Genomic DNA, 22,436 nt, shown 5'->3' on the forward strand with positions numbered 1-22,436 from the left:
GCGATTTTCACTGTGATGTCAGATCGGTCAGCTGGCGATGGTGCCCTGATGAAAGACGAGCTGCCAGCGGTTGTCGCGAAAGATCCACAGAGAAGAACGGTGGGAGACGGCGACAGAGGTGGTGGCGCGGTAGGTGGCGAGAACGATGTTCTCTGCGAGTTGTGCGATGTAGAAGTGGTGAATAGTCGCGTGGCGGGTGGCGCTGGTGAGCAGGACGTCGATCACTTGTTGGCGGTTGAAGACGCGGCCGGAGGTGCAGAACTCTCTGTACTCTTCGGCGAAGAGCGGGATGAGCGCGGTGCGGTCAGCCTCACGGTCAGGGTGGAGGAGACGCTCTTCGAGCGCGTAGAGATGATCTTGAAGTTCAGTCTTTCTCATGGAACACAGGCTCCGACTGTTATACGAATAATTGAGTGGAGGGTTTCATTGTGACAGATTTTAGCGTTCCGGGTGGAAGGAGTTCGGTCTGCGTGCTAAAGCGACGCGTGGGATGTGCTGCAGATCGTTGACGAAGGTGACGTCGTTCCATCCGGCGAGCAGATGGGTGAGCGGTTTCTGCTGTCCGTGGCCGATTTCCAGGGCGAGTATGCCGTTTGGTTTGAGTGCGCTCGCGGCTTCCGGAATGAGCCGGCGGTAGATGTCGAGGCCGGTTTCGCCTGCGAAGAGCGCAGTGGCGGGCTCGTGGTCGCGAACCTGGGGGTGCAGGGTGGGGCGGTCGGATTCGGGGATGTAGGGCGGGTTGCTGACGATGGCGTCGAAGGTCTGGCCAAGAGATTTGATGGCGACGAGGAGATCGGATTGAAGGAACTGGATGCGATTGGCTACTCCGTGTTCGCGGGCGTTGCGCTCTGCGATGGCGAGAGCGTCGGAGGATAGGTCGAGGGCTGTGATCTCGGCGAGGGGAAGATGGACGGCGAGTGCGATGGCGATGGCTCCCGATCCGGTACCGATATCGACGAGCTTCACAGGCTGGTTCGCGGGGAGCAGCTTAAGGACAGCTTCGACGAGATGTTCGGTCTCGGGGCGCGGGATGAGGACAGCGGGAGTGACGTGGAGACGCAGGCCGTAGAATTCCTGCTCGCCGGTGATGTACTGGATGGGCTCGAGTTGGAGCCGGCGGTTGATTGCGATTTGATAGAGGGTGTGTTGGTCAGGGAGAGATCGCGGTCGGGATGTGCGATGAGGGTGACGCGGGAGATCTGCAGGGTGTGGAGGAGGAGGAGTTCGGCGTCGCGGTGGGCGTGTTCGCTGAGGTGTGGGTTGGCGGCCAGCTCTGCAGCAGCGTTCGTGATGGCCTGGCGGAGGGTCATGCTGGCGGCTACCTTCACTGCGGGCGGGTGGAGTCTGAGGTTGCGGGGAGGATGGTTGAGCTCGCGGCGAAGCGATGGTAGTTGGTGTACTTCGCGGTGAAGCGGAAGGCGTTCGTCTTCGTGGTCTCTGTGGTGAAGGCGACGACCGTGGAGGGGAGCCAGAAGGATCTTCCGTTGAGGGTGACGGGAGCGTAGTCGACGGAGGCTGTGCCAAGCACTGCTTGTTCTTTGCCGATGGGATTCGGAACGGTTCGTTCGATGTGCGTGACTTGCATCGTGGAGGCGTCGATGACGAATTTGCCGGTGGTGCCTGGTTGAATCGAGACGCAGGCAGGTTGTTTCGCGGCGGCTTCGCGAGCGGTGAAGGTGAAGGCTTCGGTGCCGGGAGGTGCAGGGGAAGCGGGATCGGCCTGGTAGTCGAAACACTCGCGGCGATCAGCCGAGAGAAACTTCGCGAGTGCCGCACTGAAGCCGCCGTTGAATGAGATGGGCATGTCGAGTTTTTTGCTGCTCGACGATTTGCCGTTGACCGACCTGATTTCGCGGGATTCTTCGAGGGCGCCAGCAGGTGAGGCAGATCGAGTCACTCGGAAGAGTGCTTCGACAGTGGTTTCATGCTTGAGCTCGCCGTCACGGATCTCCTGTGAGGTGATGTGTTCGTCGCAGAGGAAGCTGGGGACAGCGGCCTTGTACTGCTCGGTGTTGGCTTCGACGCGGGTGAGGATCCGGTCGAGCGCGGGGGCGGGCTGTTGGGCCAGGGTACAGGCGAAGCATCCAAGGACGCAGACGGGAGATGTGCGTGCGAGAAGTGGAGAGAGGCGCATGCGTGACTTTACGGTAGCAGACGGGGAGGGTTCGCTAACGTGTTTCGAGTTGGAGGACGTTGCCGTCGGGGTCGATCACGGTGAGAGTGGCTCCGTTTTTGAAGGCGAAGACGCCTTCTTTGTGGAGGTGGCGCGCTGCCTTGCCTAGATTGGCCGATTCCATGGTGATGCGCGCGTGACTGCCGGGGGTCGCGGGCATGATTTCAACTTCTTGACCACTCTCGCCGGGCATGTGAAGACTCATCGGATCGTTGGCGATGGGCTTGAAGTTGAGCTGATTGATGTAAAAGTCGCGTGCGGAGGTGAAGGGCCTAATTTTCCTGTACCAAGGTCAGAGTTAGTCTTCGACCTGTTTAGGTTCCAGCCAGATCGCGGCTAGCCGCGATCTGGCTGGCGAACTCGCTCGGCGTCCTGTCATCGAGAGCTGCGTGAGGACGACTCTCATTATATTCCTGCCGCCATGCTTCGATCAGGTGTCTTGCCTCCTTCAAATCGAGGAACCAGTGGATATTCAGACATTCACTTCGCAGGGTTCCGTTGAAGCTTTCAACGAAGGCGTTGTCTGTTGGCTTGCCTGGTCTGGAGAAGTCGATCTTAGCGCTGTTGCGATAAGCCCATAGATCCATCGCCTGACTGGTGAACTCGCTGCCGTTGTCACAGAACAGCACCTTCGGCACGCCACGGTCTAGCTTCAACTGGTTCAGTGTCCGCACAACATCGTCTCCTTTCAGGCTCTGTCCTACTTGAATCGCTACAGCTTCTCTCGTATGCACATCCACGATCGTCAAGGCGCGGAACCGCGTTCCATCCTGCAGCTGATCCATCACGAAGTCCATACTCCAGGCTTCGTTCGGAGCCGTAGGCTTGATCCGATCCTCACGAGTTCGAGATGCCTTCCGCTTCCCGGCAGGCTTCATCCTCTTCAGCGTCAGTCCTTCTTCCTTGTACAGCCGGTACACCAAGTACTTGCCCACATCCCAGCCTTCGCGGTTCAACAGCACGCGGATCTTGCGGTATCCATAACGCACTCTTGCCTGAGCGATCTCGCGGATCCTCATCCGCAGTTCAGTCCGTGGATCGAGACAGCTTCGGTAGCGGTAGGTCGCTCGAGGGACGCGTAGAACACGACAGGCATGCCGTTCGCTTACCAGGTAGCTTCCAACCAGCCGCTCCACCATCGGCCCACGCCGCGAAGGCTTCACCATTTTTTTGAGAGCACATCCTGCAGCATCGTCTTGTCCAGCGTTAGCTCTGCAACAAGCTGCTTCAAACGCAGGTTCTCTTCTTGTAACTGAGCCATCTTGCGAACTTCGTCCACCTCTAGGCCAGCGTACTTCGCCTTCCACCGGTAGTACGTCTGCTCGCTAATCCCCGCCTTGCGGATCACCTCCGCGACAGGAACGCCTACTTGCGCCTGCTTCAGCACACCAATCATCTGCTCTACCGTGAACCGTCTCTTCCTCATCCAAATCCTCCTCAGCCATAGGGTTAGATTTGGTCGAAGACTAACATTTCTCCTGGCTCAAAATTACCGGGGCCCATCAGAGGTGGGGTCGGCCATGGGGAGCGAGATTGCGATCAGCTTTTCGGCGACTCGGTCGGGGCCGAGGTGCTTGCCCTGGTCGGTGCTGTGGAGCGAGCCGGGGACGTATTGGGTGTACTCGATGATCTGCGGACCCGAGAGCTGGGTGGGACCTCCCATAATGAAGCGCAGATTCCCGGCATCTGTTTTGCTCACCGGTGTGGGGGTGAGGCCGTGGCTGAGGTAGTCGTCGTTGATTGCCTGGACGTCTGCGCCCTCAAAGCAGAGGCTCAGGAACCCGGTGTCGGTGTCTGTTGGGGCGGCCGCGTGGAGTTCGATGAACTGAGTGTCGTTGATCTTGATGAAGGACTCGTAGGGAACATTGTCTTTGCGAAGGTCAAAGGCCTGTTCGAAGCCGAGTTTTTCGTAGAAGACGACGGAGTTGGCGAGATCGTGCACGCGGAAGGCAACATGGGCGATTCCGTTGAAGGGTGGTGTTTTGGTATCGGGCTGCGCGTGAAGGAGGGGTACGAAGAGGGTTGAAACAAGAGCGAGGAAGATAGGGTGCATCGTGGGACGGGCAGAGCGGCGGCCGCTCCGGTAATGCCTGATCATAGGTCGATCCTTTGGAGGAGGCTGACATGGACTCTTCCCGTGGGGTGCGGGTAATGCCAAGTCAGCCCTCTCTTCGTTCGTTACTGGGCAGGCGTGAAACAGCTCAGGCAGCTTCTGCTTCGGCCTTGAGTTTTTCGGCGGTGTAGTGCGCGATGAGGGCGTCGATGGTGGGTTGAATCTGCCCCTCCATCACCATTGCGAGCTGGTGGTTGGTGAGGCCGATGCGATGATCGGTAAGGCGGTTCTGCGGGAAGTTGTAGGTCCGGATCTTCTCGCTGCGGTCGCCGGAGCCAATCTGCTGCTTGCGGTCTTTTGCCTGAAGTTGGTGGATGCGTTCGGCCTCCACCTCGTACAAGCGGGCGCGCAGGACGCGCATACCCTTCTCGCGATTCTTGATCTGCGATTTTTCGTCCTGGCAGCTGACGACGGTGTTGGTAGGCAGATGTGTGATGCGCACGGCCGAATACGTCGTGTTTACCGACTGGCCGCCGGGTCCGGAGGAGCAGAAGGTGTCGATACGCAGATCTTTGGCCTCGATCTTGATGTCGACCTCTTCGGCCTCGGGAAGAACTGCGACAGTGATCGCTGAGGTATGGACGCGGCCCTGAGTTTCGGTCGCGGGAACGCGCTGTACGCGATGGACGCCGGATTCGTACTTCAACTGCGAGTAGACGTTTTCGCCTTCGATGATGGCGGTGATGTCCTTGAGGCCGTGGCCGATGCCGGATTCGGTCTGGGAGAGGATCTCGACCTTCCATTTGTGCTGCTCGGCGAAGCGCATATACATGCGGAAGACCTCTGCGACGAAGAGTGCAGCCTCGTCGCCTCCGGTACCGGCACGCAGCTCGAGGATGACGTTCTTCTCGTCGTTAGGATCCTTGGGGAGGAGCAGGACCTTGAGCTGCTCTTCCACGGGCTCGAGGCGGGGCTCCAGCGTGTCGAGCTCGGCCTGTGCCATCTCCTTTACTTCGGGGTCGGGGTCGGCGAGCATGGCCTTGGCTTCGGCGATGCCGTCCCTGATCTTGCGATACTCGCGAAATTTTTCGACGGTCGGCTCCATGTCGCGGTGTTGCTTGGCGATGGCCTGAAACTTCTTCTGGTCGTTGACGAGCGTGGGGTCGGACATCTGCTTGCCGAGGTCTTCATAACGGGCTTCGAGTTGGTCGAGGCGGTCGAACATAGCTGCTCCATTGAGTGAAAGTGATGTGGGATCAGGAGAATCGGGTGAGGGAGAGGCGCAGCTAGGCAAAGTCGTGACGGTCGGGGGACGCGGTCACGCGGGGGTGGACACCGGATTTGCAAGTGCGTTCATGTCTATTTAGATGTTACTCCTGACCTGGATGATGCGGAATGCATCTTTTACAGGGGAGTTCCATTTTCGAACTCAATTCCGGCGAGGGGTCTGCTTCTAAATGGCTTTATTTTCTGCAGTGGCAGGCTTGGCGGAGCAGTTGGCTGGTGAACCTGGGCGTCTGAAGAAGCGGGCAGCTATCTCTGCAGCGATTGCGGACGCGCATGAGGCTGCGCCCGAAGGTGAAGATGCAGGGTGGTTTGCGCTGTATGTTGCCGGCACGCCTTTTGCAGAGGCGGATTCCCGGAAGCTGAACGCTGGCGGGGCGTTGTTGTCGAAGGCGCTGCTGGCTGTGAGCGGGGCCAGCGACCAGGCGTTGACCACGGCTTATCGGCGGCATGGGGATATGGGTGCGGCGGCATACGATCTGCTGGTTGCTGCCGAGGGGCCCAAGACGCCTGAGTTAACGTTGGCCGAGTTATCGGAGGCCTTTGCGGCGATGGCGGTGGCGAAGACGACGGCGATTCGTGCTGCTCTGGTCGAGGGCTTGCTGCGGAGGGCGACTCCGCTCGAAGCGAAGTACCTGCTGAAACTGATGCTCGGCGACATGCGAATTGGAGTGAAACAGAGCCTGGTGGAGGAGGCAATTGCCGTTGCGGCTGGCGCCTCCGTTGAGGCGGTGCGGCGAGCGGTGATGTTAGAGGCCGATCTCGGCAGCGCGGTGCGTCGAGCGTTTTCCGGGACGTTGAATGAGGCGAGAATGCGGCTGTTTCATCCGCTGGGATTCATGCTGGCCTCGCCGGTCGATACGCCGGAGGAGGCGGTGGAGCGATTCACTGGAAAGCCCGCGAAGGTGGCGGTCATAAAACCTAAGAAGCCGCGAAAGAACAAAAAGGCGGAAGACAGTCTGAGGCGGGCGATAAAGCTCGATCCTGACCGTGAGGCCGAAGTTGCGGTTGCCGTGGAGACTGAGGGCGAGACGCCCGGTGAGGTTGTTTTGCCGCGAAAGCTCGACGTCGATGCCGAAGAGTTTGCGGATGCTCCTCCAGGAGATGTGATCGCAAAAAGCATACAGGAGGAGGGAGATGAGACGACGTCGAACGTTCGGCAGACGCAGGGTATCGAGGCGTTTCTCGAGGACAAGTACGACGGCATGCGGGCGCAGGTGCACTTCGGAGATGCCACTCAGCCGGGGCGGGTGGCGATCTACTCTCGCAACAAGGAAGATGTGACCGAGAGCTTTCCGGACTTAGAAGAGGCGTTTGCGCAGGTCTGCTCGGAGGTAAGCAGAGCCACAGGCTCGCTGATTTTAGATGGTGAGATTCTGGGGTGGGACTTCGAACAGGGACGTGCGCTACCGTTCGCGGTGTTGGGACAAAGGATCGGACGCAAGCGGGTTTCAAACGAATGGCGTCAGCAAGTGCCGGCAGTGTTTATGGCCTTCGACCTGATGTGCGAGGATGGCGAACTGCTGCTTGAGTTGCCGTTGCGGGAGCGGCGCAATCGGTTGGAGGCGGCGGTGGAGCGGCTTGTTGAGCAGGTGGTGTCGCCGCTGATAGTTGATGAACGCGCTCGCGATTCGCAGGCGGTGCTGTTTGCAGTCGAGGAGAGCGCAGGCGTAGAGAGGCTGATGATCTCACCGTCGCGTCTGGTGGAGTCAGCCGAGGATATTGACCGGGCTTACGCAGACGCGAGGGCGCGAGCCAACGAAGGCGTGATGTTGAAGGCGGCAGGGTCGGTCTATCAGCCGGGGCGCCGCGGTCTTGCGTGGGTGAAGCTGAAGCGTGAGCTGGCGACGCTGGACGTTGTGGTGACAGGGGCGGAGTTTGGGCATGGGAAGCGCGCAGGGATTTTGAGCGACTATACGTTCGCGGTGCGAAGTGGTGATGGCGATCTACTCAACGTAGGCAAGGCTTATTCGGGTCTCACCGATGTCGAGATTGCTGAGATGAGCGCATGGATGATGGAACACACTCTCGAAGACCAGGGATTCTTCCGCACGGTGGAACCGTTGATGGTGCTGGAGGTAGCGTTCAACAACATCATGCGCAGTGGACGCCATGCGAGCGGCTTTGCGCTGCGGTTTCCGCGCATCCTGAAGATCAGGACAGACAAGCCGGTGAGCGAGATCGACACGGTCGCACGGGTGGAAGAGGTCTACCAGTCGCAGGTGGATAAGCCGATGGAGTAATCACGCCGCGCAGGGTAACGGTATTTCTCGTCATATTGATCACCTTCTTAGCGCTCGACCTTTCGTCGTGGCCGATCTTCTTTTCGTAATATCTCTGGGGCTTCACCGACCGCCATCCGGACGTTCAGGCTGAACTTCGCTCGATGGGTCTGACAGACGTGACACGCGACTTCCAGATATGGTGGCGGCATCCACCGGAGTCTGCCACCTGCAAAGTCAACATGCGCAATACGCGAAGTGGCCTTCAGTAGCCGGCGTCGCCGAACGATCCATCCCATGCTTTGTCGCGGCGAGGTTATTCATTACGCACGCTAAATCTTCAGAGCCACGATCTGCCTTGTGCACTCCAGCACGTGACAGATCTATCCACCCAGGCGGAGAATGCTGGAGTGAGCTTTGAGATATCCAGACGGGCGCTGTTGCGAGGCGGGGCCGCTGTGGTTGCAGGCGGAGCGTTGCAACAGGTTGGGTTCGCTGCAGTTGACGTGCGGCCGCTCGATGAGGTGGGCTACGGACAGGTAACCCTCAAGAGTGCGCCGCACCTGGCTCAGATGGAGAACGCCCGCTCCGTTCTGATGGGGCTCAGCGATGACAGTCTGCTGATGCCTTTTCGAAAGATGGTTGGGCAGGAAGCGCCGGGCGAAGATATTGGCGGGTGGTATCAGTACCGGGCGGACTATGACTACAGAACGGAAGACGCGGGGTTGGCTCCGAGTGCAACGTTTGGGCAATGGGTATCGGCCTTGTCGCGAATGCATGCCATCACTGGCGATCCGGCGCTGCGTGAACGAGTCGTTCGTTTGAACCGCCTCTATGCCGAGACCATTGCGACCGAATACTACGCAAAGAACCGCTTTCCAGCCTACTGCTTCGACAAGCTTGTGTCTGGATTGATGGATGCGCACCGCCTTGCCGGCGACGGCGATGCGCTGGAGATTCTCGATCGCACACGAAAGGCCGCGTTGCCGGAGTTGCCGGGGCACGCAGTTGACCGGGAGGTAGTCTGGCGGGAGGGCAAGGATATCTCCTGGGTCTGGGACGAGAGTTATACACTGCCGGAGAATTTGTATCTTGTATCGGCACAAATGGGATCGCGGGGGTCTGCGTATCGCGAGATGGCGGAGCGTTACCTTGACGACGCGAGCTACTTCGATTCACTTGCACGCGGAGAGAACGTGCTGGGCGGCAAGCATGCGTACAGCTACGTGAATGCGCTGTGCTCGGCGATGCAGGCGTAAATGGTTGGAGGGAGCGAAAAGCATCTGCGCGCAGCGAAGAACGGTTTCGACATGCTGCTCGACCAGAGCTTTGCGACTGGTGGATGGGGACCGGACGAGATGTTGCAGACGCCCGGATCGGGGAAGGTCTTCGCAAGCCTCGCAAAGAGCCACAACAGCTTCGAGACACCGTGCGGAGCCTATGCGCACATGAAGCTGACGCGTTATCTGCTGCGCTGCACTCGCGAGGGGCGGTACGGAGACAGCATGGAACGTGTGATGTACAACACCGTTCTTGGAGCTATGCCTCTGCAGCCCGATGGACACGCCTTTTATTACGCGGACTATCACTCGCAATCTTCGACAGACAATGCCGCGGACACGGCCGGCACGCCGAACGACGTGTTGGGCTCTGGAGGCAAGCGGGTTTATTCGGTCCATCGGTGGCCCTGCTGTTCAGGGACGCTTCCGCAGGTCGTCGCGGACTATTGGATCAACGGATACTTTCACGAGCCGGGAGCTGTGTGGGTGAATCTCTATCTGCCTTCTGCTTTGCGGTGGAGCGAAGGCAACGCGAAGATCGAGATGGAACTGGAAGGAGCGTATCCGGAGACGTCGGAGGTGCGCCTGCGGATGAAGACCACGCGAGCGGTTTCGTTTGCACTCAAGCTGCGGATTCCGGCGTGGGCGGACGGGGCCGCGCTACAGGTGAATGGTCGTTCCGTCCAGATGGCGGTACCGTCGGGGTTTGCCACAGTTCAACGCAAATGGCGGACCGGCGATACGGTGAAGCTGCAACTGCCGATGAAGCCGCGGCTCGAGATATTGGACGAGGCGCATCCTGAGACCGCAGCGGTGATGTTGGGGCCGAGGGTATTGTTTGCACTGGCTTCGGAGCCGGTGATGGCGAGCAGTGCACAGGCGCTGGCGATACAGCAGGCCGAAGGCGGGGAATGGATGCTGCAAAGCGCGAATGGCGTGGTGAAGATGGTGCCTTTTACCTCGGTACAGAGTCAAACTTACGCGACCTACATTCGGGTGACTTAGCTGAGTGATCTGCGATCGGCTCGATCTCGAAGGCGAATTGTGAAGGCTCAAAATTTAGTGCGAAAAGAGTGCTGGCTGCATCTTAATCTGCATGGAATACAGACAGCTTGGTAAATCGGGTTTGAAGGTGCCGGAGCTTTGCTTCGGTGCGGGTACGTTTGGCACTGCTAACGAGTTTTTCAAGGCCTGGTCGGAGACGACGCAGGAAGAAGCGAACCGGATCGTCGACATCTGCATGGATGCGGGGATGAACCTGTTCGATACGGCAGATGTCTATTCGGACGGCGAGAGCGAAAAGGCACTGGGCAAGGCGCTGGCGAAGCACAATCGTGACGACGTCATGATCTCGACCAAGGCGACCTTCCGGCTTGGCAAGGGACCGAACGATGTGGGGTCATCCCGCTACCATCTTATCCAGTCAGCGGAGCGCTCGCTGAAGCGGCTCGGCACCGACTATATCGACATCTATCACCTTCACGCGTTCGATGCCACGTCGCCTGTGGAGGAGACGCTGCGTGCGCTCGATGACCTCGTGCGCGAGGGCAAGATTCGCTACATCGCGTGCTCCAATTTTTCGGGTTGGCATCTTATGAAGTCGTTGAGTGTAAGCGAACGCTATGGTTGGTCGCGTTATGTTGGCCATCAGGTGTACTACTCGCTGGTTGGCCGCGACTACGAGTGGGAGTTGATGCCGCTGGCTGCCGACCAGGGTGTGGGTGCTCTGGTATGGTCGCCGCTGGGCTGGGGACGTTTGACTGGCAGGATCCGCCGCGAGACGGGCATACCGAAGGACAGCCGTCTGAATTCAAACATCGTGAATGATGCAGGTCCGCAAGTCCCCGACGAATATCTCTACGCCGTGGTCGACGCCATCGACGAGATTGCGAAGGAGACCGGCAAGACAGTACCGCAGATCGCGTTGAACTGGCTGCTGCGGAGGCCTACGGTTTCGACTTTAGTTGTCGGCGCGAGAAACGAAGAGCAGTTGAAGCAGAACCTCGGGGCCATTGGCTGGGAGCTGACCAAAGAACAAGTGGCTGAGCTGGATAAGGCGAGCGAGTTACCGAAGGCTTATCCGTACTGGCACCAGGTTCAGTTCAAAGAGCGCAATCCGTTCCCGGTGTAACCCGCGTAGAATTGGCGATGATTTCGAGGCTCGCAATCTGCTGCGGGCCTCGATCAATTTTTGTGCGTGTGAGGATTGAGTGCGACTCCAGATCTTCGTTTTGTTATTGGCCGGCTTTCTTAGTGTGAATGGATTAGCTCAACAGGGGAGGCGCATCGATTTGCAGTCGAAGGCGATCACTTCACGCTGGATGGAAAGCCGTTTCAGGTGATCTCGGGGAGATGCACTATCCGCGAATTCCGCGAGCCTACTGGCGGCAACGGTTTCGCATGGCCAAGGCGATGGGCTTGAACACGATCACAACCTACGTCTTCTGGAACGTACATGAGCCGAGGCCCGGGGTGTATGACTTTTCCGGTAACAACGATGTCGCAGAGTTCGTTCGCGAGGCTCAGCAGGAAGGGCTCTATGTGATTCTTCGCCCCGGTCCGTATGTGTGCGCGGAGTGGGAGTTCGGCGGCTACCCGCCCTGGCTGCTGAAAGATCACAGCACCGTGGTGCGCACCAGCGATCCGAAGTTCATGAAGCCAGCTGCACAATGGATTGCTCGTCTGGGCAAGGAGCTTGCACCGTTGCAGGTGGGCAATGGCGGCCCGATCATCCTGACACAGGTGGAGAACGAATACGGATCGTTCGGCAACGACCACGCTTACATGGAGCAGATTCATAAGCTTCTGGTCGATGCAGGATTCACCGAGTCGCAGCTCTACACCGCTGACGGCCCGGAGAAAGTGTCGGACGGCTCGCTGCCCGAGCTTCCAGTTGGGATCAACTTTGGCGGTGAAGAAGACGGTACTGCAGAGCGGGCGTTTGCGACGCTGAAAAAGGTTCGTCCTGACGGGCCGTTTATCAATAGCGAATATTGGGCAGGGTGGTTCGATCACTATGGCGCAGACCACGCGAACACGCACGCGGACAAACAGGCAGACAATCTGCAGTGGATGCTGGAGCATGGCTACTCCGTAAGCTTCTACATGTTTCATGGCGGTACAAGCTTCGGAGGTATGAATGGAGCCAACGGAGACGTACCGGGAAGTTATGAACCGGACGTCACCAGCTATGACTACGACGCCGCGCTGGATGAAGGCGGACGGCCCACGCCCAAGTACTTCGTGTTTCGCGACATCATTGCAAAGTCCACAGGAGTCACGCCACCCCCGGTGCCGGAGGTCGCACCGACGATCCAGACTCCGCAGATCCGATTCGTCGAATCAGCGTCGTTGTGGAAGAGTCTGCCCGCGCCGGTCCGATCGGAGCATCCGTTGAGCATGGAAGATATCGACCAGGCCTACGGCTACATTCTGTACCGCACCAAGCTGAACGCAGCGGCGCAGGGCGAGCTTGTTCTCGATGAGCTTCACAGCTATGCCCAGGTCTACCTGGACGGCAGACTGATCGGAACGCTCGATCGGCGATTGAAGCAGGACCGTCTTACGCTTCCTGCAGTTGTCAGCAACGCCCGTCTGGATATTCTGGTGGAGAATACCGGCCGGATCAACTTCGGCAAAGCCATCGGTGGCGAACGTGCCGGCATTACCAAACAGGTGATGCTAGGCGGCAAAGAACTAACAGGCTGGGAGATTTATCCGCTGCCCCTCAAGGACACTGCCAGCTTGAAGTTTTCAAAAGAGCCCTGCGACGGCGCGTGTTTCTATCGTGCCAGCTTCGAACCAGGCACTGCGGGAGATACTTTCCTCGACACCAGCGAGTTTACAAAGGGGCAACTTTGGCTCAACGGCCACGCGCTGGGCCGCATCTGGAATGTCGGTCCACAGAAGACGCTCTACGCGCCGGCACCATGGATGGTGAAGGACCGCAACGAAGTGATTGTGTTCGATCTACAGGGGAAGAGGGGGCATCTATCAAAGGATTGAAGGAGCCGGTGCTCGGAACGCCACTTACTCCTGCCAAACCCTGAACATCTTCCGTCTGAAACAGATATTTCTCTCATACGAACTCTTTAGGCCTTCCTTACGATTCCTTTATGGGTCCCAGCCTAACCTTAGAAATGTCGTTTTGTGTCGCAACCAGATCGAGCGGGATCTGCCAATCGACCATCGGCAGGGAGAGTTATGCGATTGTATGAGATCAATGTTGGCTCGGCGCGCGCTGCGTGCTTGAGTCTTCTTTTTGCGAGTATTACTGGGGTTGTCCTAGCTCAGAGGCCTGACGACGCGAAGGATTTAGGGAGTAGCACAACGGCCGCTTCTACGACTGATAGCAATGAAGGAGTTATGTATAACGTTCCTCTCGTTCCTGCGGAGATGCAGAAGCATGGGAACACGGCCACGCCAGCTAGCGGCGCCGGATTGCAGGGAAACTTCTTCGAGCGACTCGGAGGTTTTTACAAGGCGGACTGGACAGGGAAGCTGCCGAGTTCCCCGACGCCTGCTCGCCGCGCTCTGGACGCGCCTCTCGACTCGACTCCATTCCCGAGCTCTGACTGGGGCTACGGTGGATCTCCCCTAATCGGTGTTCCGGATGGAAATGTGTATCCGCTGATGACTGCATTGAAGCTGGAGAACAGCCGAACGAAGATCTTTGGGTGGGTTGCAGCTAGCGTCAATGCAAGCACATCATCCAATAACAACTTTCCGTTGTCCTATGACATCTTTCCGAATCGCGTCGAGCTGAACCAGGCTGTGGTGTATGTAGAACGTCTGCCGGACACTGTGCAGAAGACCCACTTCGACTGGGGTTATCATCTTACGGCGTTCTACGGTATTGACTATCGCTTTACCACCGCGAAGGACTACTTCAGCCAGCAGTTGCTGCAGAAGAATCGTCGTTATGGCTTCGACCCGGTGTTGGAGTATGCCGATCTCTACTTTCCTGTGAAGGAAGGTTTGAATATTCGCATCGGGCGTTTCCTTTCAGTGCCCGGCATCGAAGCGCAGCTCGCTCCGAACAACTACAACATGACTCACTCGCTTCTCTACACCATCGATCCGTTCACCGACACCGGTGCGATTGCAACGCTCAAGCTGACCAAGCAGTGGATGGTGCAGGCAGGTATCTCCGCAGGGCATGACGTCGCGCCATGGTCGGACGATCGCAAGCCGTCGGCAATTGCCTGCCTGAACTACTCCACCGCGAGCAACCACGACAACTTTTACGCCTGTGCGAACGGCATCAACGACGGCAAATACGCGTACAACAACCTGCAGGACTACGACGGTACCTGGTACCACAAGTTCAACGCGAAGTGGCACATGGCGACCGAGGCCTGGTACATGTATGAGCGCGAGGTCCCGAACGTTGCGGGCAACGTGGCCAATCCTGTGCCGACGGAGCTTGGCGCTAACGGTGCTTTCTGCGCGCCCGGACAGCTGCGGTGCACCGCCCCCGAGTATGCCATCGTGAATTACGTCAATCGTGAGTTCAACTCGAAGTTCTTCGCCGGATTTCGAACGGACTTCCTGGATGACAAGAAGGGACAGCGCACGGGGATTCCGGGCAAGTACACGGAGAACACCTTGTACGCGACGAAGTACATCGGCACCACGATTCTCTTGCGCCCCGAACTGCGTTTCGACCACTCATGGAACGCTCGCGGATATGACAATGGAACGGCGCGGAATCAGTTCTTCTTTGGCGCAGACCTAATCTACAAGTTCTAACTTTTCAGGTCGGATGACCCTCTCTTCAGCTGAAGGGAGGGTCAAGTTGTTTTTAGCTTCGAGTTTCGGAGGGTGCGGATACGAGCGTTCAAGAACACGCCTGTTGAGACAACTTACCTAATGGCCGGCCGAAGGACTCGCGTGTTTGGGTGGCCGCGGGATAAAGAAGAGCAGAGGCAGCATGCACGCGCAGAAGACCGCCATGTACTGGATGATATCGAGGTAGGCGAGCATGCCCGCCTGACGGTGCAGCTCGTTGTAGAGATAGGCCTGTGCTGTGTGGGAGCCAGTGCCCGTCATGGGGTTGCCGCTGCTGTGGCCGCCGAACATCCCTTTCAGCTTTGCCACCCGGTTCATGAAAGAAGCACTGCCCGTCGTAAGATTGCGTACCATGTTCGTCTCGTGGGCTGCAGTGCGACGTGTGAGCATGGTGGCGACGAATGCGGTTCCCACAGAGCCGCCGATATTTCGCGCAAGATTCGTCAGGCCCGACACGTCGTTATTCTCAGACTGCTTTACCCCGATGTACGAGATCGTATTGATCGGGATAAACAGGAACGCAAGACCTGACGCCTGAAAGCAGCGCACAAAGACGAGGTATCCGTAGCTCACGCCGAGGTTCAGCGTATGCATCGTGATCAGGGACAGTGTCAGCATGATGAAGCCGTAGCCGATAAGCTTGCGTGGATCGACCCTGCCGACCAGAACGCCGACGATGGGCATCATGCACATCATCATCAGGCCTGCGGGCGAGAGGACAAGTCCGGCAAGTTCGGCAGTGTAGCCGAGCAGCGTCTGCACAAACTGTGGGATCAGGATGGTGGTGCCGTAGAGTGAGAAGCCGAGCACGAACATCAGCAGAAAACTGATTGAAAAGTTGCGGCGCTTGAAGAGCGTTAGATTGAGGATGGGGCGATGGCCTTCGCGGAGCTGTTTGAGCTCCCACCAGATCATCGCTACAAACGCAACGACCATCGCCACGGCAAAGAAGGTGATGAGGTTCGAGGAGAACCAGTCGTCTTCCTGGCCCTTGTCGAGAATGAACTCGAGCGAGCCGAAGGTAAGGCCCAGCAGACCGAAGCCGAGAAAGTCGAGTTTGATGCCGCCCTTCTGCGATTGCTCGACTTGCTTCTTCACCCAGGGCGGATCTTCGACGATGCGCGAGGTGAGGAAGAGGGAGATCAGGCAGATGGGTACATTGAGGAAGAAGATCCAGCGCCAGTCGAAGTTGTCCGTAATGTAGCCGCCCAGCGTTGGTCCAATTGCAGGCGCGCAGACCACGGCGAGGCCATACATCGCGAAGGCCTGCCCTCGTTTCTCCGGTGGGAAGGTATCGGCGAGGATCGCCTGTTCCGAAGGTGCTAGACCGCCGCCTCCAACACCCTGCAGAACGCGGCAGAAGATCAGGATCGGCAACGAAGGAGCAAAGCCGCAGAGAGCGGAGCTGATGCCGAACAGTGCGACGCAGATCATGTAGAACTTCTTGCGCCCGATGAAGGTCGTCATGTAAGCCCCGGCGGGCAGAATGATGGCGTTCGCGACCAGATACGCGGTGAGCACCCAGGTGGCCTCATCCTGCGTCGCTCCCAGACCGCCCGCGATGTGGGGCAGCGCAACGTTGGCGATTGAGGAGTCCAGAACCTCCATGAAGGTCGCGAGCGTCACCGTCATGGCAACGATCCACGGGTTGATCCGCGGTCGCCAGGGGCGTTCCACAGTCGGATGTTGCTCGGGACGATGCGCTTCAGAGAGCTGCGCCTCGGGGAGTTCGATTACTGTAGCTGCCATGTGTGGTTTATTCGATTGTATCGGCGTGAGCCGGGATTCAGAGAGTTGCGAACGAAATCTGTCGATCTGCGTAGCGGCCTATCCGGTTTGATGCGGTGATAACTTCATACCCAAAGCTTTCGGGAGAAGCGGAAATGTACATTCCTCGGGCAAATAGCGAAACCCGCACTCCGGTTATCCATAAACTGATCGAAGAGCAGCCATTTGCGTCGCTCATCACTATGGGGACGGCCGGTCTGTTCGCATCGCATATTCCAATGGTTCTGGAGCGCGACAGCACGCCTCTTGGCCGCCTCAAGTGCCACCTTTCACGAGCCAACCAGCAATGGCGCGAGTTCTCGCCAGACCTCGAAGCGCTTGCGATCTTCTCTGGTCCTCAGCACTACATCACGCCCACCTGGTATCCCGAGAAGCAGGAGAGTGGGGAGGTGGTGCCCACCTGGAACTACGTGGTGGTTCATGCGTACGGTCATCTGCGTGTCATCGAAGACAGCCAGTGGTTGATGGCCCATCTGCACAGCCTCACAACGATTCATGAGGCCGATTCCCCAGTTCCGTGGAAGATCGAGGATGCCCCGACGGACTATATCGCCTCGCAGGTAAAAGGTATCGTCGGGCTTGAGATGATCATCGATCGCCTGGAAGGCAAATGGAAGGTCAGCCAGAACCGCTCCGAACAGGACCGCGCCGGCGTCGCTGAAGGACTCGCCGAGTTGAACACCACAGAGAGCCTGGCGATGAAATCTCTCGTCGAGGAGCGACGCTGATCTGCCATTCAACTTCCGTCAAATCGCGATAGGCTAAGATCAATGCTCTCAACCGCCCTTCGCAATCGGTCACTCAGCGTCTTGTTTTCGTTAGCCACCGCCTTTCCCGTCCATGCCCAGACGTCGCAACCCGCTGCCCCCGCCACAACGCCGCCAGCGATCAAACAACCCACCCACGCCGATCTCTTACGCGGATCCTATGGGCCCTATCGCGCCAACAACGATCTCCTCTCCTATCACCTCGAGCTCCGCGTCGACCCCGAGAAGAAGTTCATCAGCGGCAGCAATACGATCCGCTTCAAGATGCTCACCGACGGCACCCGCATTCAGCTCGAACTCTTTCCTACCCTCCGAATCGACAAGATCGAGATGGGAAAATCCACGCTGAACTATGAGCGCGACGGCGGCACCTTTTTCGTCGACTTCCCCAAGACCCTGCGCACTGGCCACAGCTACTCCATCGACGTCCACTATTCGGGAAGCCCAGTAGAGACTGGCCGCTTCGGCTGCTTCACATTCAAGCAGGACACCGTCGGCCATCCCTGGATCAACACAGCCTGCGAAGAGACCGGCGCCAGCGTCTGGTGGCCCAATAAAGATCAGTGGCGCGACGAGCCCCAGGACGGAATGGAGATCAACGTCGCCGTTCCAAACGGCCTCATGGATGTCTCGAACGGAAAGTTCATCGGCAAGAAAGATCTCGGAGACGGCTACACGCGCTGGGACTGGAAGGTTCACTACCCCATCAACAACTACGACGTAGCGCTCAACATCGGCAACTACGTTCACTTTGACGACAAGTTCGGCGACCTTCCTCTCGACTATTACGTTCTGCCCGAAGACCTCGACGGAGCGAAGCGTCAGTTCGCCCAGGTGCCGGGCATGATGAAGGCCTACTACCACTACTTCGGCGAGTATCCCTTCAAGAAAGACGGCTACAAACTCATCGAAGTTCCCTACGCAGGCATGGAGCATCAGAGCGCCGTCGCCTACGGCAACCACTTCCACAATGGTTACCTCGACCGCGACTGGACCGGCGTCGGCATCAGCCCACGCTTCGACTTCATCATCATTCACGAGAGCGGACACGAGTGGTTCGGTAACGCGATCACGGCCGCCGACAAGTCCGACATGTGGATCCACGAAGGCTGGACCACCTATCTGGAGTGCCTCTACGTCGAGTACAACTACGGCCACGAGGACGAGGTGAAGTACGTCAACGCGCTCAAGAAAAAGATAAAAAACGACCGTCCCATCATCACGGCACGCGGCACCAACGCCGAGCCCCCGCAGGACCAATACTTCAAGGGCGCTCTCTTCCTCAACACCCTGCGCAGCATCGTGGACGACGACACCCGCTGGTTTGCGCTGATCCACGACTTCTATCAGCAATTCAAATATCAGAACATCATGACGGAAGATGTTGAACAGTACTTCAACCAACAAACCGGGAGGAACCTGACCCCGTCTTCGATCAGTATCTGCGTCACACAGCGATCCCCACGCTGGAGCTGAAGTTTGACGAGTCCGCCGGCACGGTCCAATACCGCTGGAAGACTGACGAAAAAGCCTTCGCCATGCCTGTGCGCGTAGGCTTGAAGGAGCACTGGGAGACGATTCATCCCACCACCGACTGGCAGACCATGAAAACGTCCCTTACCAAAGATCAGTTCGACGCGGCGACCGATCTGTACTACATCAACGTAGATAAGCTGGCCGAGCAGTAAGGCGCATACTTAACAAGTGACGAGAGCAGTGCTAGACTTCGAGTTTTCCGCTGTAGTTGAGCCTCTTCAGCGACCGAACCGAGTGGAAAGAGAGATGTCCAATGCATCCGGATCTTGAGAAGCTAATCGTATTGCAGGCACACGACGTCGAGGCCAAACGCCTCCGCGACGAGATGGTAGCGCTGCCGAAGCACGTAGCGGCGCTTGACGCCAAGGCAAAGGCGACGCAGGGGCAACGCGCAGTTATCATTGACCTGATAGCTAAAGAAGAGGCGCTGCGGCGGCGGCAGGAGTCTGACGTCAAGGACCAGAAAGCCAAGATCGACCGCACGCGCAAGCACATGGACATGGCCACAACGACCGTGCAGGTGACCGCCTTCGAGCACGAGATCGCCTTCGCTCAGGCGGAGATCAGCAAGCTCGAAGACGCCGAAATCGAGAGCATGGAGCGCAGCGAAGGGATCGAGTCGCAGAAGAAACTTGCCGACGAAGCTGTCACCGACGCGTCCGCTACTTTAGAGCGCGAGCGAATCCGAGCGACCGACACCATCGCCGCTGATAGGACCCTGCTGGCTGCGGTGGAAGAGAAACGAACCGCAGTCCGTGCGGAGATCGGCGAGGCCGCACTCTCCACCTACGACCGCATCGCCAAAGCCAAAGGGACCGCCGTAGCCGAAGCGCTCAACCAGAAGTGCATGGCCTGCCAGATGATGGTGCGGCCGCAGCGCTGGAATGATCTCCGCGACCGCAGCAACGACGAGACCATGATGACCTGCGAGAGCTGCGGACGGCTGCTCTACTACGATCCGGCGCGGGATGCTCCGCAGCGCAAGACGGTTCCGGTAGAGAGCATCGCAGCATCAATCATTCGGTCTCTTTAGATCCATATTGAAGAAATGAACAGCAAGGGCTTAGCGTGAAATCTTGAAGAGAATTTGCATAGACATGGACGAGGTGATGGCCGATGCGCTCGGCGAGCATCTGCTCCGCTACAACCAGCACTTCGGCGAAAACGTCAGTCTCAAAGACCTGCAGGGCAAGTGGCTGTGGGACGTGGTGTCAGTAGACCGCCATGCCGTGCTCGACGCGTATCTGCGTTCGGAGGACTTCTTCGAAGTGCTGTCCGTCATGCCGGAGTCGCAGCGTGTCCTCGAGCGGCTGCACATGAACTACGAGGTCTTTATCGCGACCGCGGCGATGGAAGTTCCGACATCTTTCCAGGCGAAGTATCGCTGGCTCGCAAAACATTTCCCGTTTATCCCCGCGTCGCACATCGTTTACTGTGGCGACAAAAGCATTCTCCGAGCGGACTATTTGATCGACGACAACCCGCGGCAGTTGCGACGGTTCAAGGGCGAAGGCATCCTCTATAGCTCGCCTCACAACGCCGGCGTCACGGGTTACAAGCGCGTCAACGACTGGCTCGACGTGGAGAAGCTGTTTCTCGGTTGATCTTACGCCGCTTCCTCAGGCGTACAGATTCGACTCAAAGCGCTGCAACGCAGCATCGGACCACGCATGGCTCGACTTGCGCCACGTATCCCCCTGCTCCGACATGAAGTTTGGAAAATCCATGCGACAGTATCCGCAGTGCGCTTGAAAGTCATAAAGTGCCTGCGCGGTTCCATCGAGATATAGCACGGCCTGCAGCCCATCGTGCGACCACTCCACCGAGGCGATGCGCTGTGGCCAAGGACGCTGGAGTTCGGCGTCGCTCTTGGCCAGCGCGGCCACATTGTAGATCAGCATCGCATCCATAATGCTGTGTTCATGCACCTCCTGCGAGCGATCGCAGGCATAGAAGTATCCCGCGACGCCTTCATCCTCAAAGACCACGGTCCAGGGAACGATCGGCGAATTGACAGAGAGAAACGCACGACCAGGGGTAAAAGAAAGCGACTGCATAACCTTCACGATACACTCGATGAGGCGGCTGCTGAAACGTCTCCGGCGGTGTAAGTTGCGCGGCAAAATGCACGTCAGCTGCACCCGGACAGCCCAATGGGACATCAGACTTGAGGAAAGATAAAGGCCGGCCTACTTCAGAATGGGAATGAAGCTCCCCCGCATTAAGTTCGGACGACCGCAGCAGTGGGCTGCGCTGCTGTTGCTAATCTTTCTGGCCGAATGCCTCTGGGTCGTAGGCCGACAGCAGCTCTCCCAGCAGGACTACCGCTACGCCGAGTGCGGGCGCGAGATGTGGGAGCGGCCGTCGCCGCTGGCCGGCTACTTCACCACTTGCGGCAACCTCAACGGCGACGGCACCTTTGCGTATCGCGTCGCTGGGCTACCTCTCACCGTGCAGCGGCTAGTAATGCTGGGCACAGACAATCTTCGCAAACCCGACAACCGGCTCTACGCGCAGGGCTCGCTGCACGGGTCCACGTGGGAGGCGCGACACGAACTCTTCAGTGTCAAATATCTCCTCCACCTCCCCTTCATCTTCTTCGCGGTCTGGCTTGGCGGCGGCCTATGGTGGGTCTCACGAAGGCTCTTCGGCAACGAGGGCGGATTTCTCGCTCTCGGCTTCTACTGCTTCTGTCCGGCGATCATTCGTTCGGCCGTTACGCCCAACAACGAAGTACTAGCCATGTGGGGGCTCTACGGGCTCGTCTACACGGCCATGGGAGTAGCCCATGCCATGCAGGGGCCGCGCAGCAAATGGCGACCCCGGATCGCACTGCTCACCCTCGCGTTGGGACTTACTGCCGCCGCGCATCTGCTGGCTGCAATCATCGGCTCCGTGATGGCAGTCGTGTGGATGATGTATCTCGCGCAGCGTCGCCGCAGCTACGTCATGCAGATCCTCGTCTTCTCCGCTGTCGGCGCACTGGCGATTCTGTTCGCGTTTTACGCATTCCGTCCCGCCCCATTCAGCTACGTCTTCACCGGCGGCGGCGCACGTTTCTGGTTTGCGCTCGATGGAGCCAAACGCTTCTTCCTGAGTACGGCGAATGCACCCATCGTAGTAGCGACGCTTGTATCGCTCCTGCTCTACATTTCAACCCGCCGCTGCCGCTACTTCGGCAACACCGCGCCCCTCGTCATGGTTTGCCTCTTGTTTCCGCTGGTGACGACGCAGACCACATCGCAACCATGGCTGTGGGCGCTGCCGTTCCTGTTCACGTTTGTTGGCGGAGTCTTCGCAGACGTCCTGGAGACGCGTCAACGGAAGATGTTTCTCGCTCTGTCAGGTGCGATTCTTCTCATGCAGGCAGTTCTCTGCCTGTCGCTGCTGCCGGAGATCGCACGTTGAACCTCTCCCCGTCGCGAAACCCAACTGCGTCCGGATCGCCACTGGTTCGTCCGTCGGATTCGCGCGAACTCTCAAGAAATACTGCATAATAGGTCGGCACCCTCATAAAGTTGCTGCTCCCTGAAGGATGGTCTC

General features: G+C 58.3%; 21 protein-coding genes and 1 pseudogene. 12 read left to right on the forward strand and 10 right to left on the reverse strand.

All coding sequences use genetic code 11. The annotated features are described in order from the left end of the window. Positions 1–27: 27 nt before the first annotated feature. From RBB80_RS06185 to prfA, 8 genes and pseudogenes are all read right to left on the reverse strand, one after another. Complete coding sequence (locus RBB80_RS06185) at positions 28–378, reverse strand: DUF4440 domain-containing protein (RefSeq protein ID WP_433967374.1); 351 nt, start codon at positions 376–378, stop codon at positions 28–30. 60 nt (positions 379–438) lie between these two features. Next, entirely contained in the window at positions 439–1,131 is a 693-nt protein-coding gene (prmC, locus tag RBB80_RS06190) for a peptide chain release factor N(5)-glutamine methyltransferase (protein ID WP_433969527.1), read from the reverse strand. Positions 1,132–1,214: 83 nt separating this feature from the next. Then, a pseudogene (locus tag RBB80_RS06195) lies at positions 1,215–1,310 on the reverse strand (peptide chain release factor N(5)-glutamine methyltransferase); the annotation flags it as partial. Between the two features lie 14 nt (positions 1,311–1,324). Beyond that, the gene (locus RBB80_RS06200) at positions 1,325–2,134 is read right to left on the reverse strand and encodes a hypothetical protein (protein ID WP_433967375.1); all 810 of its coding nucleotides are present in this window, start codon (positions 2,132–2,134) and stop codon (positions 1,325–1,327) included. A gap of 34 nt (positions 2,135–2,168) precedes the next feature. Beyond that, on the reverse strand, positions 2,169–2,333 hold the full coding sequence (locus RBB80_RS06205; RefSeq protein WP_433967376.1) for a hypothetical protein: 165 nt from the start codon (positions 2,331–2,333) through the stop codon (positions 2,169–2,171). A gap of 154 nt (positions 2,334–2,487) precedes the next feature. Next, a protein-coding gene (locus RBB80_RS06210; RefSeq protein WP_433964155.1) for an IS3 family transposase occupies positions 2,488–3,599 on the reverse strand; the annotation gives its coding sequence in 2 pieces (ribosomal slippage) (positions 2,488–3,347 and positions 3,347–3,599; 1,113 coding nt in all). 63 nt (positions 3,600–3,662) lie between these two features. Further along, positions 3,663–4,271 (reverse strand): VOC family protein, encoded by a 609-nt coding sequence (locus tag RBB80_RS06215; protein ID WP_433967377.1) that lies wholly within the window; start codon positions 4,269–4,271, stop codon positions 3,663–3,665. Positions 4,272–4,374: 103 nt separating this feature from the next. Further along, entirely contained in the window at positions 4,375–5,451 is a 1,077-nt protein-coding gene (prfA, locus tag RBB80_RS06220; RefSeq protein WP_179580912.1) for a peptide chain release factor 1, read from the reverse strand. A gap of 232 nt (positions 5,452–5,683) precedes the next feature. On the opposite strand from prfA, the gene RBB80_RS06225 reads away from it, so the two are divergent. The 6 genes from RBB80_RS06225 (at position 5,684) to RBB80_RS06250 (ending at position 14,763) form a co-directional block, all read left to right on the forward strand. After that, complete coding sequence (locus tag RBB80_RS06225) at positions 5,684–7,753, forward strand: ATP-dependent DNA ligase (RefSeq protein ID WP_433967378.1); 2,070 nt, start codon at positions 5,684–5,686, stop codon at positions 7,751–7,753. 353 nt (positions 7,754–8,106) lie between these two features. Then, positions 8,107–8,991 (forward strand): beta-L-arabinofuranosidase domain-containing protein, encoded by an 885-nt coding sequence (locus RBB80_RS06230; protein ID WP_433967379.1) that lies wholly within the window; start codon positions 8,107–8,109, stop codon positions 8,989–8,991. Further along, complete coding sequence (locus RBB80_RS06235; protein WP_433967380.1) at positions 8,992–10,017, forward strand: beta-L-arabinofuranosidase domain-containing protein; 1,026 nt, start codon at positions 8,992–8,994, stop codon at positions 10,015–10,017. Between the two features lie 91 nt (positions 10,018–10,108). After that, positions 10,109–11,143, forward strand: a complete 1,035-nt coding sequence (locus RBB80_RS06240; RefSeq protein WP_433967381.1) for an aldo/keto reductase — start codon at positions 10,109–10,111, stop codon at positions 11,141–11,143. A gap of 221 nt (positions 11,144–11,364) precedes the next feature. Further along, the gene (locus tag RBB80_RS06245; RefSeq protein ID WP_433967382.1) at positions 11,365–13,017 is read left to right on the forward strand and encodes a glycoside hydrolase family 35 protein; all 1,653 of its coding nucleotides are present in this window, start codon (positions 11,365–11,367) and stop codon (positions 13,015–13,017) included. 390 nt (positions 13,018–13,407) lie between these two features. After that, positions 13,408–14,763, forward strand: a complete 1,356-nt coding sequence (locus tag RBB80_RS06250) for an outer membrane beta-barrel protein (RefSeq protein ID WP_433969528.1) — start codon at positions 13,408–13,410, stop codon at positions 14,761–14,763. A 117-nt stretch (positions 14,764–14,880) separates the two neighbouring features. Here the strand turns inward: RBB80_RS06250 and RBB80_RS06255 are convergent, their stop codons facing one another. Beyond that, the gene (locus RBB80_RS06255) at positions 14,881–16,551 is read right to left on the reverse strand and encodes a DHA2 family efflux MFS transporter permease subunit (RefSeq protein ID WP_433967383.1); all 1,671 of its coding nucleotides are present in this window, start codon (positions 16,549–16,551) and stop codon (positions 14,881–14,883) included. 134 nt (positions 16,552–16,685) lie between these two features. Between RBB80_RS06255 and RBB80_RS06260 the strand changes: the two genes are divergently transcribed. From RBB80_RS06260 to RBB80_RS06280, 5 genes are all read left to right on the forward strand, one after another. Then, positions 16,686–17,318: an FMN-binding negative transcriptional regulator gene (locus RBB80_RS06260; RefSeq protein ID WP_433967384.1), complete on the forward strand. Its 633-nt coding sequence runs from the start codon at positions 16,686–16,688 to the stop codon at positions 17,316–17,318. Between the two features lie 42 nt (positions 17,319–17,360). After that, the gene (locus RBB80_RS06265) at positions 17,361–18,833 is read left to right on the forward strand and encodes a M1 family metallopeptidase (RefSeq protein WP_433967385.1); all 1,473 of its coding nucleotides are present in this window, start codon (positions 17,361–17,363) and stop codon (positions 18,831–18,833) included. Between the two features lie 62 nt (positions 18,834–18,895). Beyond that, entirely contained in the window at positions 18,896–19,045 is a 150-nt protein-coding gene (locus RBB80_RS06270; RefSeq protein WP_433967386.1) for a hypothetical protein, read from the forward strand. Between the two features lie 101 nt (positions 19,046–19,146). Beyond that, positions 19,147–19,926 (forward strand): zinc ribbon domain-containing protein, encoded by a 780-nt coding sequence (locus tag RBB80_RS06275; protein WP_433967387.1) that lies wholly within the window; start codon positions 19,147–19,149, stop codon positions 19,924–19,926. 64 nt (positions 19,927–19,990) lie between these two features. Then, on the forward strand, positions 19,991–20,497 hold the full coding sequence (locus RBB80_RS06280) for a 5' nucleotidase, NT5C type (RefSeq protein ID WP_433967388.1): 507 nt from the start codon (positions 19,991–19,993) through the stop codon (positions 20,495–20,497). A 15-nt stretch (positions 20,498–20,512) separates the two neighbouring features. On the opposite strand, the gene RBB80_RS06285 is transcribed toward RBB80_RS06280, so the two are convergent. Next, the gene (locus RBB80_RS06285) at positions 20,513–20,950 is read right to left on the reverse strand and encodes a DUF2251 domain-containing protein (protein ID WP_433969530.1); all 438 of its coding nucleotides are present in this window, start codon (positions 20,948–20,950) and stop codon (positions 20,513–20,515) included. Between the two features lie 148 nt (positions 20,951–21,098). Between RBB80_RS06285 and RBB80_RS06290 the strand changes: the two genes are divergently transcribed. Then, positions 21,099–22,301, forward strand: coding sequence for a hypothetical protein (locus tag RBB80_RS06290; protein ID WP_433967389.1), 1,203 nt, complete (start codon positions 21,099–21,101; stop codon positions 22,299–22,301). Positions 22,302–22,436 lie beyond the last annotated feature (135 nt).

This window comes from Tunturiibacter gelidiferens (genome assembly GCF_051013345.1).
GTDB lineage: Bacteria > Acidobacteriota > Terriglobia > Terriglobales > Acidobacteriaceae > Edaphobacter > Edaphobacter gelidiferens_A.

Bases quoted from the DNA above. Each gene is read 5' to 3' on its own strand.
- RBB80_RS06240 (WP_433967381.1), top strand. From the start codon at position 10,109: ATGGAATACAGACAGCTTGGTAAATCGGGTTTGAAGGTGCCGGAGCTT.
- RBB80_RS06255 (WP_433967383.1), bottom strand. From the start codon at position 16,551: ATGGCAGCTACAGTAATCGAACTCCCCGAGGCGCAGCTCTCTGAAGCG.
- RBB80_RS06270 (WP_433967386.1), top strand. From the start codon at position 18,896: ATGCCTGTGCGCGTAGGCTTGAAGGAGCACTGGGAGACGATTCATCCC.
- RBB80_RS06200 (WP_433967375.1), bottom strand. From the start codon at position 2,134: ATGCGCCTCTCTCCACTTCTCGCACGCACATCTCCCGTCTGCGTCCTT.
- RBB80_RS06265 (WP_433967385.1), top strand. From the start codon at position 17,361: ATGCTCTCAACCGCCCTTCGCAATCGGTCACTCAGCGTCTTGTTTTCG.
- RBB80_RS06205 (WP_433967376.1), bottom strand. From the start codon at position 2,333: ATGCCCGCGACCCCCGGCAGTCACGCGCGCATCACCATGGAATCGGCC.
- RBB80_RS06275 (WP_433967387.1), top strand. From the start codon at position 19,147: ATGCATCCGGATCTTGAGAAGCTAATCGTATTGCAGGCACACGACGTC.
- RBB80_RS06235 (WP_433967380.1), top strand. From the start codon at position 8,992: ATGGTTGGAGGGAGCGAAAAGCATCTGCGCGCAGCGAAGAACGGTTTC.
- RBB80_RS06260 (WP_433967384.1), top strand. From the start codon at position 16,686: ATGTACATTCCTCGGGCAAATAGCGAAACCCGCACTCCGGTTATCCAT.
- RBB80_RS06290 (WP_433967389.1), top strand. From the start codon at position 21,099: ATGAAGCTCCCCCGCATTAAGTTCGGACGACCGCAGCAGTGGGCTGCG.
- RBB80_RS06250 (WP_433969528.1), top strand. From the start codon at position 13,408: ATGCAGAAGCATGGGAACACGGCCACGCCAGCTAGCGGCGCCGGATTG.
- RBB80_RS06215 (WP_433967377.1), bottom strand. From the start codon at position 4,271: ATGATCAGGCATTACCGGAGCGGCCGCCGCTCTGCCCGTCCCACGATG.
- RBB80_RS06225 (WP_433967378.1), top strand. From the start codon at position 5,684: ATGGCTTTATTTTCTGCAGTGGCAGGCTTGGCGGAGCAGTTGGCTGGT.
- RBB80_RS06245 (WP_433967382.1), top strand. From the start codon at position 11,365: ATGCACTATCCGCGAATTCCGCGAGCCTACTGGCGGCAACGGTTTCGC.
- prfA (WP_179580912.1), bottom strand. From the start codon at position 5,451: ATGTTCGACCGCCTCGACCAACTCGAAGCCCGTTATGAAGACCTCGGC.
- RBB80_RS06280 (WP_433967388.1), top strand. From the start codon at position 19,991: ATGGACGAGGTGATGGCCGATGCGCTCGGCGAGCATCTGCTCCGCTAC.
- RBB80_RS06185 (WP_433967374.1), bottom strand. From the start codon at position 378: ATGAGAAAGACTGAACTTCAAGATCATCTCTACGCGCTCGAAGAGCGT.
- RBB80_RS06285 (WP_433969530.1), bottom strand. From the start codon at position 20,950: ATGCAGTCGCTTTCTTTTACCCCTGGTCGTGCGTTTCTCTCTGTCAAT.